At 54.3% G+C, this 10,785-nt stretch carries 10 protein-coding genes; all 10 read left to right on the top strand.

Annotation, left to right across the window (positions count from 1 at the left end):
• Positions 1-155 precede the first annotated feature (155 nt).
• The 10 genes from A9Q02_RS05635 to A9Q02_RS05585 all read left to right on the top strand — a co-directional run bounded on the left by A9Q02_RS05635 (position 156) and on the right by A9Q02_RS05585 (position 10,779).
• Positions 156-392: a hypothetical protein gene (locus tag A9Q02_RS05635; RefSeq protein WP_097651380.1), complete on the top strand. Its 237-nt coding sequence runs from the start codon at positions 156-158 to the stop codon at positions 390-392.
• Between the two features lie 14 nt (positions 393-406).
• Positions 407-910, top strand: coding sequence for a transcription termination/antitermination protein NusG (gene nusG, locus A9Q02_RS05630; protein WP_097651379.1), 504 nt, complete (start codon positions 407-409; stop codon positions 908-910).
• Positions 911-922: 12 nt separating this feature from the next.
• The gene (locus tag A9Q02_RS05625; protein WP_097651378.1) at positions 923-2,218 is read left to right on the top strand and encodes a nucleotide sugar dehydrogenase; all 1,296 of its coding nucleotides are present in this window, start codon (positions 923-925) and stop codon (positions 2,216-2,218) included.
• A gap of 101 nt (positions 2,219-2,319) precedes the next feature.
• The gene (locus A9Q02_RS05620; protein WP_097651377.1) at positions 2,320-3,279 is read left to right on the top strand and encodes a GDP-mannose 4,6-dehydratase; all 960 of its coding nucleotides are present in this window, start codon (positions 2,320-2,322) and stop codon (positions 3,277-3,279) included.
• A gap of 124 nt (positions 3,280-3,403) precedes the next feature.
• Entirely contained in the window at positions 3,404-5,377 is a 1,974-nt protein-coding gene (locus A9Q02_RS05615) for a hypothetical protein (RefSeq protein ID WP_097651376.1), read from the top strand.
• Positions 5,378-6,097: 720 nt separating this feature from the next.
• Positions 6,098-7,111, top strand: coding sequence for a UDP-N-acetylglucosamine 4,6-dehydratase (inverting) (pseB, locus tag A9Q02_RS05605; RefSeq protein WP_097651375.1), 1,014 nt, complete (start codon positions 6,098-6,100; stop codon positions 7,109-7,111).
• Entirely contained in the window at positions 7,108-7,635 is a 528-nt protein-coding gene (locus A9Q02_RS05600; RefSeq protein WP_097651374.1) for a DegT/DnrJ/EryC1/StrS family aminotransferase, read from the top strand. The genes pseB and A9Q02_RS05600 overlap by 4 nt, the downstream gene beginning before the upstream one ends.
• 102 nt (positions 7,636-7,737) lie before the next feature.
• Positions 7,738-8,436 carry a pseudaminic acid cytidylyltransferase gene (pseF, locus tag A9Q02_RS05595; RefSeq protein WP_097651373.1) on the top strand — a complete coding sequence of 233 codons (699 nt, stop codon included), beginning with the start codon at positions 7,738-7,740 and terminating at the stop codon, positions 8,434-8,436.
• A gap of 235 nt (positions 8,437-8,671) precedes the next feature.
• Complete coding sequence (locus A9Q02_RS05590) at positions 8,672-9,715, top strand: SDR family oxidoreductase (protein WP_141508737.1); 1,044 nt, start codon at positions 8,672-8,674, stop codon at positions 9,713-9,715.
• Entirely contained in the window at positions 9,712-10,779 is a 1,068-nt protein-coding gene (locus A9Q02_RS05585; RefSeq protein WP_097651371.1) for an N-acetylneuraminate synthase family protein, read from the top strand. The genes A9Q02_RS05590 and A9Q02_RS05585 overlap by 4 nt, the downstream gene beginning before the upstream one ends.
• The last annotated feature ends 6 nt before the right edge of the window (positions 10,780-10,785 follow it).

Raw genomic sequence — 10,785 nt, 5'->3', positions numbered from 1 at the left:
GTGCCCAGATACTAAAAGCTTCTGGGAAGCTTTTACGCCGCACCCGTACCTATGCATAGGGTTGCGGCGCAAGCGCCGCAAGGTAACTATGCATAGGGTTGCGGCGCGCTTGCGCGCCGCAACCCTATAAACCAAAACTACGCAAGGGATAACTCATGGCACAGTTGCGCTGGCTGTTGCTCATGCAGAGCTCGGAAGATGAGGAGACCGGGGGGCCACAGTTTGTATTGTGGCTAGTTGATCCCGAAGGGAAAGCCCCCCCAGTCCGGTGTACGACGGTGGACGATTTGATGGTGACGCTGATCCAGTCGTGGAATCGGCGGGTCAACCACGCGCTACCTGAAGAGGGTCATCCGAACGATGACACTGAGTTGGCGTGTGGCGGGGTGTAGGTGGCAAGAGGTCTATGGCAGCACACTGGTACGCATTGCAGACAAAGGCCCGCAAAGAGGCGCTGATCACCGAGCAGCTTGAGCAGCGGGGCGTGCCGGTCTTTTACCCGCACCTGGTGGTAAAGCCGGTGAATCCGCGTTCGCGCACGATCCGCCCCTTCTTTCCCTCGTATGTCTTTGTCAAGGCTGATCTCGGTGAGTTTGGCCCGTCGGTCTTTCGCTATCTGCCCTTTGCCGTTGGCCTCGTCAGTTTTGGCGGCGAGCCAGCGGTCGTTGATGATGCGTTGCTCCAACTGATTGATCAACGCCTCACTGAAATCAACGCCGCTGGCGGCGAGACCTTTTTTCAGTTGCGCCCCGGCGACCGCGTTGTCATTGAACACGGCCCGTTTGCCCAGTACGAGGCGATCTTTGACGCCCGCCTCCGCGATAGCGAACGCGTGCGCGTCTTAATTGATCTGCTTGGCGATCGCCAGATCCGCGTTGAGCTCAAAGTGAATCAGATCAGGCCGTTGTAGGATTTTCATTGTATGACTTCACAAACCATTCTCTTGCAAGCCTTCCTCGAACGTGTTCATCGTCGCGACGTCAGCGTTGCCATCATCGGCCTTGGTTATGTTGGTCTGCCCCTGGCGGTGGTGTTTGCCGAGGCGGGCTTGACCGTCGTCGGGATCGATCTTGATCCGCGCAAGGTGGAGTTGCTGAACGCCGGTGAGTCCTATATTGAGGATGTCCCTACCTCAAGGCTGGCCCCGCTGGTGCAGGCTGGCCGCCTGCGGGCGACTACTGATGTGGCAGTGCTGGCCGAGTGCGATGCGGTGAGCATCTGTGTGCCGACGCCGCTGCGCAAGACGGGTGATCCCGATATTTCGTATATTGTTGATGCGACCGAGCAGATTGCCCGCTATCTGCACCGCGGGATGCTGGTGGTGCTTGAGAGTACGACCTACCCTGGGACAACGAGTGAGGTGATTCTGCCCCGTTTGAGTGACCATCAGGATGGACTGCGCGTCGGCGAGGATTTCTTCCTCTGCTTTTCGCCTGAGCGCGTCGATCCGGGTCGTACCGACTGGACAACCAGGAATACGCCGAAGGTGATGGGCGGCCAGACGCCCGCCTGTCTTGAGGCAGGCCAGGCGCTCTATGGCGTTGCGATTGAGACGGTGGTGCCAGTCTCGTCGCCCGCCGCCGCCGAGATGACCAAGTTGCTCGAAAATACCTTCCGCTCGGTCAATATCGGTCTGGTCAACGAAGTGCTCTTGATGTGCGAAAAGCTTGGCCTTGATGCGTGGGAAGTGATCGAAGCCGCGGCAAGCAAGCCCTTCGGCTTTATGAAATTCACCCCCGGCCCCGGCCTCGGGGGGCACTGCATTCCCATTGACCCCCTCTACCTTTCGTGGAAACTGCGTACGCTTGATTACACCGCACGCTTTATTGAATTGGCAAGCGAAATCAATACCGGCATGCCACGCTATTGGGTGCAAAAAGTGCAGGACGCGCTCAACGAGGCCAGCAAGTCGCTCAAGGGCAGCAACGTGCTGGTGGTTGGCATTGCCTACAAAAAAGATGTCAGCGACATGCGCGAATCGCCCGCGCTCGACATCATCCACCTGCTGCAAGACAAAGGGGCCAGCGTCACCTACCACGACCCCTATGTGCCCGACGTTGACCACGACGGCATCACGATGACCAGCGTGCCCAACCTGCACGCAGCCCTCGCCGACGCCGACTGCGCCATCATCGTCACCGACCACAGCACCTACGACTGGCCAACGATCCACGCCACCGCCCGTGTCATCGTTGACACACGCCGGACGCTGCGTTAATGGTTGCAAAGCTTGCTTATGCTGGCGAAAACGGCCAGCTTTGCTGGCCGTTTTCGCCAGCATAAGCAAAGGTTTTTAGGGCACAGCCCTCAACACACAATATGCAAACCTACCTGATCACCGGCGGGGCCGGCTTCATTGGCTCACATCTGGCTGAGTATTTGCTGGCGCAGGGGCAGCGCGTGCTGGCAATTGATAATCTCTCGACGGGGGCGATGGCGAATATTGCCCATCTCTTGCCCAACGAGCATTTTCGTTTCGCCAGGGCTGATGTCAATGATCTGGTCGTGCTCGATCGACTGGCGTCAGAGGCACAGGTGATTATTCATCTCGCCGCCGCCGTTGGGGTGCAACTGGTCGTTGAGCGCCCGGTGCATACGATTGAGACCAATGTGCGTGGTACCGAGACGGTGCTGCGGGCGGCGCTCAGGTATGGCTCGCGGGTGCTGGTGGCGAGTACCTCGGAGGTCTATGGCAAGGCGACGCGGGTGCCTTTTGCCGAGGAAGACGATATTCTGCTGGGGGCGACGAGCAAGAGCCGCTGGAGCTATGCGGCGAGCAAGATGCTCGATGAGTTTCTGGCCCTTGCCTATCACCGCGAGTTCGGCCTGGACGCGCTGGTGATGCGCTTCTTCAATACGATTGGCCCCCGCCAGAGTGGCCGGTATGGCATGGTCGTGCCCCGTTTTGTCCGCCAGGCGCTCGCCAACGAACCATTGACGATCTATGGTGACGGGCAGCAGGCGCGCTGTTTTTGCGATGTGCGCGACATTGTGCGTGCCGTTGCCGCGCTGGCCGACCACCACTCAGTTGGCCCCGAGCGCGTCTTTAACCTGGGCAATACCCGCGAAATCACGATCACAGCCCTGGCTCAACTCATCAAAACCCTGACCGGCAGCAGCGCCGAGCTTGCCTATGTCCCCTACGCCGAAGCCTATGCCCCCGGCTTTGAAGATATGCACCGGCGCGTCCCCGACACCACCCGCATCCATCGCCTGCTCGGCTGGACACCCACGATCACCCTCGAAGAGACGATTCGTGATATTGCATCGGCGCTGTGATGTGGTCTCGTCGCTTCCTCTTGTTGCACCAACCTCAACCTATTGTATAATGCCCCGGCTACAGTCTGCCAAAAGCTACCCAAATACTGTCCGTATGTGAACCCTCAGGGACAAAACGAAACCTATGCAAGAAACACCAACCCCGTCGGCAGCCCGGCCGGACTTTGACGATATTGAGATTGACCTTCGGCCCTACCTGATGCCTCTGTTGCGCTGGTGGCGCGAAGAGTTGCTGATCATTGGCGTCATTGTCTTCGTCGTTGTGGGCGCTGCTTACCTCAACCGCATGTTCAGTCGAACCTATAGCTCCTCAGCCCAGGTGGTGATCGTACGGACAACGAGTGATGTCAGCTTTGACGCACGCTTCACCGTCCAGAATGATCCGCTGAGTGTTGAGGGAGTACCGTCTAATGACACACAAAATGCTCGGCGTAATGCGCTGCTGGGCATGGCGCAGAGTCCGTCAATTGGAGCGGAGGTCATTGAACAACTGGGCGATCTGTTTGAAGAAAATCAGCCCGATCCGGTCAGCCTTGCCCGTGCGATGACGGTTGAGTTCGGCACAGAAGGTAGTCGCCAGACTAGTGATTTGCTCGTGATCACCGCTACAACCGACGATCCGGTCAAGTCAGCGGCCGTTGCTAATGCGTGGGCAGAAGTTTTTGTGCGGACGGCCAACGGCGTGTATGGTCAGGTACCAGATGGCATCATTGCCTCATTGCAGGAAGAGCAGCAGTTGGCGCAGGTTGAGTATGATCGTACCCAGCGTGCCCTCGAGACCTTTATCGCTCAGGATACCAGTTCGCGCATCCAGCGCCAGATTGGCGAGACTGATGTGCTGATTGCCCAGTTGCGGCGAACGAGCACTGATACGTTGATCCGTCTGGTCGATCAGAGCATTGATGCGCGTACGCAACTCTTCCAGGCTTACCTCGGTGAGCAGATTTCGAATGCGCGGGTGGCGTACGAGAAAGAGCAGGCCAGTCGGCGAGCGAGGTTCTCGGCCTACCTGAGTGCGCTCTACAACAGTGAGGCCGCGATCTTTGACGAACAGGCCAAACGCAAACTGCAAGACTACGAGACTGCCTATAGCCGCCTGACCCGGCACGAGACGTTCCTCAACAATGCCCAGGTGTTGCGCAATCAGATCGTCAGTGCTGATACAAATACCCTGATTAGCAGCGGCCTGACCGTGCAGATTTTTAACCTGCGCGCCCTGGCAGGTGAAGTGCCAGCCCTGGAGTTCCCGGCGGGTGGTGCCCAACCAGTCAACCGGACAGCTCTGCTGTCCGAAGTCGACTCGCTGATTAGCAGCCTCGAGCAGAGCATTGAAGAGACAACAGCATTGATTGACGAGTTGAGTGACGAGTTGCTGAGTGGCGAAGGCTATACTAATCTGGGTGCCACAGTTGATCTGAACGGACCGCTCGCGGTGGCGGCACTCGAACTGCGTGACGAACTGTCGGCCCCTCCGTCAGCCCTGGGACTGCAGGCTCCACAAGGCGAATTGCGGATGCCCGACTTCCCCTTGATTGCTGAACTGGATGACCTCATCAAGCGTCTGGGCGAGGAGACGGCGAGTGAGTTGCCTTTTGTCATTGCCGAAGCAGAGGGTGAACCGAGCGACATCTCAGCAGAAGCGCTGGCGCTGCGCGAATTCATCGCAGGCATGGAGAACGATGCGCGCCAGTTGCGGGCCCAACTCGAACTCGAGCGTTCCCGCGGTGAGCGTCTGACCAACGAGCGCAATCTAGCCCGTGAGGCGCTGAACTCGGTCAACAATAAACTGACCGAGCTACGCCTCGCCCGCGCAGCAGGCAGCAGCGAAGTGCGCCTGGCGACGACCGGCGTAACCCCAGAGCGGCCCAATGGCCGTTCATTGTTGTTGCCACTGCTGGCTTCGGGGATGCTCGGCGTGATGCTGGCGGTCGGAACAGCCCTAGTTCTCGACTTCCAGGGTTATAAACCCTTCGTCCTGGACAAATACCGCGAGCGCTTTGGCCGGAAGAAAACCCCTAGTGCTGAAGGTGTTGAGACTGTAGCTAGTGCAGATAAGCGTGAAGAGCCGCCAGAAGCAGAAACTCGGCCAAGTGATTAAGCGTGTCGTGCGCGCAAATTGCTGCCCGCCATAGCTAACAGCAAGAGGGAAAGCTGAAAGCTGAAAGCAGAAAGCTGAAACACGCCGCCCGCCATGGCTATCGCCACGAGGCATGCGCCACCACCTAAAAACGCCAGCACCGCGCCAAACTTGGGGTTTCGAAAGGGGCAACGCCCCTTCGCGGGGGTCCAGGGGGCAGCGCCCCCTGGGCGGGGTGCGGGGCGCAGCGCCCGCAAGCAGTCTGTTGTCCCCCACAAACCCCTGCGGAGCAGCCCCCCTTGGGCGGGGTGCGGGGCGCAGCGCCCGCAAGCAGTCTGTTGATCGCAAGACCCCCTGCGGAGCAACCCACCCTTGGGCTGGGTGCGGGGCGCAGCGCCCGCAAGCAGTCTGTTGATCGCAAGACCCCCTGCGGAGCAACCCACCCTTGGGTTGGGTGCGGGGCGCAGCGCCCGCAAGCAGTCTGTTGATCGCAAGACCCCCTGCGGAGCATAGTCCCCCAGGGCGGGGCGCAGCGCCCGCATCCCACCGAAACCATCGCCCGCGTCGTTGGCTTTGATGGCGAAGTCCGCTGGGATACCAGCAAACCAAACGGCCAACCCCGGCGCAAACTGGAGGTGAGCCGGGCTCGTGAGCGGTTTGGGTTTGAGAGTAGGATCGCATTTGATACGGGTCTCAAAAATATAGTTGCTTGGTATTATAATCATCAGATATAGGTAAATCATGTTCAATGATCGAGCCATTCTAATTACTGGTGGCACTGGCTCTTTTGGCAAGTGTTATACGCGTACGATTTTAGAGCGTTATCAACCCAAACGTCTGATTATCTATTCGCGTGATGAACTGAAACAGTTTGAGATGCAGCAGGATTTTCCTCTCGAACGTTTCAGTTGTATGCGCTATTTCATTGGTGATGTGCGCGATCGCGAACGCCTCAAGATGGCGATGAAGGGGGTTGACTTTGTCATCCACGCTGCGGCGCTGAAACAGGTGCCAGCCGCTGAATATAATCCGATGGAGTGCATTAAGACCAATGTGTATGGTGCCGAGAATGTGATTCATGCGGCTTTGGAGTGTGGTGTCGAGAAGGTTATTGCGTTGTCAACAGACAAAGCTGCTAATCCGATCAATCTGTATGGGGCCACGAAATTGGCTTCCGATAAGCTCTTTATTGCTGCCAATAATATTGCCGGCTATCATGGCGCTCGCTTTTCGGTGGTGCGCTATGGCAATGTGGTTGGTTCGCGTGGCTCTGTTGTCCCCTTCTTTCAGAAGTTGATCTGCAGTGGTGCAGATTATTTGCCAATTACTGATATGCGTATGACGCGCTTTTGGATTACGCTGCAGCAGGGTGTGGACTTTGTGCTGAAGAATTTTGAGCGTATGCAGGGCGGTGAGTTGTTTGTGCCCAAAATTCCTTCGGTGCGCATTACCGATTTGGCAAGCGCGATGGCACCAAACCTGCCGCAGAAAGAGGTCGGCATCCGTCCGGGCGAGAAGATCCATGAAGTTATGTGCCCTTCAGACGATTCGCATTTGACTGTCGAGTTTGCCGACCATTATGTGATCAGCCCGACGATTACGTTCACGACGCGTAACAACAATTTCACGACCAATGCGCTTGGTGAAGTGGGTCAGCCCGTTGCGCAAGGCTTCGAGTACAACTCAGGTAAAAATGAACGCTTCTTGACGGTTGAGGAGATTGTCGCGATCAATCATCTTGCAGGTGTTGCATGATTCCGTACGGTCGTCAAACTATTTCTCAAGCCGATATTGATGCAGTCGCTGACGTGCTGCGTTCGGATTGGTTGACCCAGGGGCCGGCTGTGCCGCGCTTTGAGGCTGCTGTCGCACAGCGTGTCAATGCTCGCTATGCGGTCGCCGCCAACAGCGCAACCAGCGTACTGCACATCGCCTGTCTGTCGCTTGGACTTGGCCCCGGCGATCTGCTGTGGACAGCCCCCAACACGTTCGTGGCCTCGGCGAACTGTGGTCGCTATTGTGGGGCGGATGTTGATTTTGTCGATATTGCTCCGAAGACATTGAATATGAGCGTGGCCGCACTGAGCGAAAAGCTCGCCGAGGCACGCAGGCGAGGGCGTTTGCCCAAAGTGGTCATGCCGGTGCATTTTGCCGGCGAGCCGACTGAACAAGAGGCGATCTGGGCGTTGGCACAGGAGTTTGGCTTTCGGGTGCTCGAAGACGCCTCGCACGCCATTGGAGTGAGCGTTCAGAGCGAGCCGGTGGGCCGTTGTTGCTGATCCTGATCCGACATCACGGTCTTTAGCTTTCACCCTGCCAAGATTGCCACATCGAGCGGCCACTGCACTTCATAATACACCTCAATCAGTGGGAGCAGCGTTATGACCCGTATAGCGATTATTCCTGCGCGGGGCGGAAGCAAGCGTATTCCCCGCAAAAATATCAAACCATTTCTTGGTAAGCCGATTCTTAGCTATTCCATTGAGACAGCTTTAGAGTCTCAATTATTCTCGGAGGTGATGGTTTCTACTGAGGATGACGAAATTGCAGAACTAGCACTTCAATGTGGTGCCACAGTACCTTTTCGACGTAGCGAACAGACAGCAAATGATTACGCTGGAACGGCCGAGGTGTTGCTTGAAGTGTTGGATTCTTATGGAAGTTTAGGGCGTTTTTTTGATTACGGGTGTTGCATCTATCCAACAGCACCGTTCATTAAGGTTGAGTTGCTGCATCATGCATGGCGAATGTTATTTGAGAATAACTACGACACTGTATTTCCTGTTCTGCGTTACTCTTCTCCAATTCAGCGAGCTCTGCGCATAGAGGACGATCGGGTCATAATGTTTTGGCCTGGAAATTACACCCTTCGCTCACAGGATCTGACGCCAGCGTATCATGATGCCGGCCAATTCTACTGGTTCAACTGCGTTGCCCTCAGACAGAAAAGGCAACTTTGGACTGATCGTTCAAAGGCGATTGTTATTTCGGATTGGGATGCTCAAGATATCGACACGCCTGAGGATTGGCAAATGGCTGAATTCAAATATTGTTACCGGTCAGCAAAGGGATGCCAATGAATAAGATGGTGTTACGACCTATGGCGATTCTACTACAACAAGGTTTATAGCAGTTAACCGTCATTTTGTGGGTGGTATAGTTGCACTCGTGGTAATCGTCGGTTTGACAACATTTCCACACCATCTTTGCACTTTTTCAGTTTCACTAGAGGTGGCGACTGTCGCCGCTGTGCATATGCTTCAGAGGTAGTGCCGAAAAGTGTAAAGATAGTAATTTCCATGGTAGCAGCAAAATGTGCAGATAAAACCTTGCTGCAATGGTGTTACACTATATTATAGTGGCACAATCACAGTAACCAATATGGGTTTTCAAGTATCACCAAGTTCAGATATTTATTCCGAATTCGACCATTGGGTTGTGACTGGTGCAAGCGGTCTGTTGGGAGCGAATTTCTTGCGCGTTGCAGCGCACCCAAAACGACTGTTAACTGGTATATTCAATAAGCATCCCCTCGCATTACCAGGAACAAGAACGATCCATGCTGACCTTCTTTGCTCACGTCAAATTATTGATAGCCTAGACGATCTAAAGCCAAATGTCATTTTTCATTTCGCAGCTGCTACCAATGTTGATTGGTGCCAAGCCCATCAGGATGAAGCTACGAAAATGAATGTTGATGTAACACATAACTTAGTCAACTGGGCGGAACTTAATGGTTGTCTATTTGTCCTCATGTCAACGGACTCAATATTTGATGGTGTGACAGGGGCGTACATTGAGACTTCAACACCTCACCCATGCAATCATTATGCCGCCACTAAATGGCAGGCTGAGCAAATAGTGATAGATGCTTTGGATGAGTATCTTGTGGTGAGAGCTAATATCTTTGGCTGGAATGCGCAGAACAAGCTTAGCCTAGCCGAATGGATTCTAACTAAGCTAGAGACGAAACAAGAAATTCCAGGATTTATTGACACAACCTTTGCCCCTTTGCTGGTAAATACCCTCTCTGGTTTGCTGATTCGCATGGTTGAGCAAGGCTGTCGAGGCGTTTTTCATGCTGCTAGCACTACCCCTATCAGTAAACATGAATTTGCGCTGGAGACTGCCCGGACGTTTAATCTTAGCGAACGGCTTGTGCTGACTGCGAAACTGGAAGACTCCGAGTTGCTCGCTCCCCGTCCATTACACACCTGGCTTTGTGCAGACAAGTTGGCACATCATTTGAAGATTGACTTACCTACAATTCGGCAGGAATTGACTCAGTTCAAGCGCCTACGCGATACTGGATATACGACAACTCTTAAATATGCTTATAAAGGAAGTGTGGTAACATGACTAATTTTCAGGTCAAAGGAACGCTCATTGGTACTTATGAACCTACCTATTTCATTGCAGATATTTCAGCAAATCATGATGGGGACATCGAAAGAGCTAAAGAATTGATACACTTGGCGGCACAGGCGGGGGCGAATGCTGCAAAGTTTCAGAATTTTCGTGCTGAGCATATTGTATCCAGTAAGGGGTTCGAGGAAATTGGTACCCAGAAATCTCATCAATCGACGTGGAAAAAGACTGTCTATGAAGTTTATGAGGATGCCAGCATTCCTTGGGAGTGGACTCCTATCCTCAAAGACGAATGTGACAAGGTGGGCATAGCGTATTTCTCGACACCCTACGATCTTCCAGCGGTCGATATGCTAGAATCTTTTGTACCAGCATACAAGATAGGCTCGGGTGACCTTACCTGGCACGAAATTTGTCAGCGTATTGCAAGCAAAGGAAAGCCTGTGATTTTGGCTACGGGAGCTTCTGATATAGGAGAAGTCCACAAGGCAGTGCGCGAGATACTATCTCTGAACCCACAGTTATGCTTAATGCAGTGTAATACAAACTATACAGGCAGCTTGGATAACTTTCGGTATATAAACCTGCGGGTTCTTCAGACCTACGCGGTTATGTATCCAGACATTGTTCTTGGATTGTCTGACCACACACCAGGTCATACGACCGTGCTGGGTGCCGTTGCGCTAGGGGCTCGTATGATTGAGAAGCATTTCACTGATGATACATCTCGCGATGGTCCAGATCATCCGTTTTCCATGACGCCTGCTTCTTGGCGTGAAATGGTGGAACACACGAGAGAGCTTGAGTTTGCACTAGGATCCTCAGCCAAAGAGATTGCTCCTAATGAGCTAGACACTGTGATCATTCAACGACGATGTGTGCGAGCTGCGCGGAACCTCGCTGCCGGAACGATATTAACTAGAGATGACTTAGTTGTGTTGCGTCCTGCACCACGAGGTGCTGTTCAACCTTACGAAATAGGAGGACTAGTTGGCCGTAGAACTCTTCATGCAATTCAAAAACACGAGCATTTCACTTGGAGTTCGGTAGAGTAGTAGAGG

The organism is Candidatus Chloroploca asiatica (assembly GCF_002532075.1).
Classification (GTDB): Bacteria; Chloroflexota; Chloroflexia; order Chloroflexales; family Chloroflexaceae; genus Chloroploca; species Chloroploca asiatica.
The sequence above is the reverse complement of the archived record's forward strand: the minus strand, read 5'-3'. Positions and strand labels throughout refer to the sequence as shown.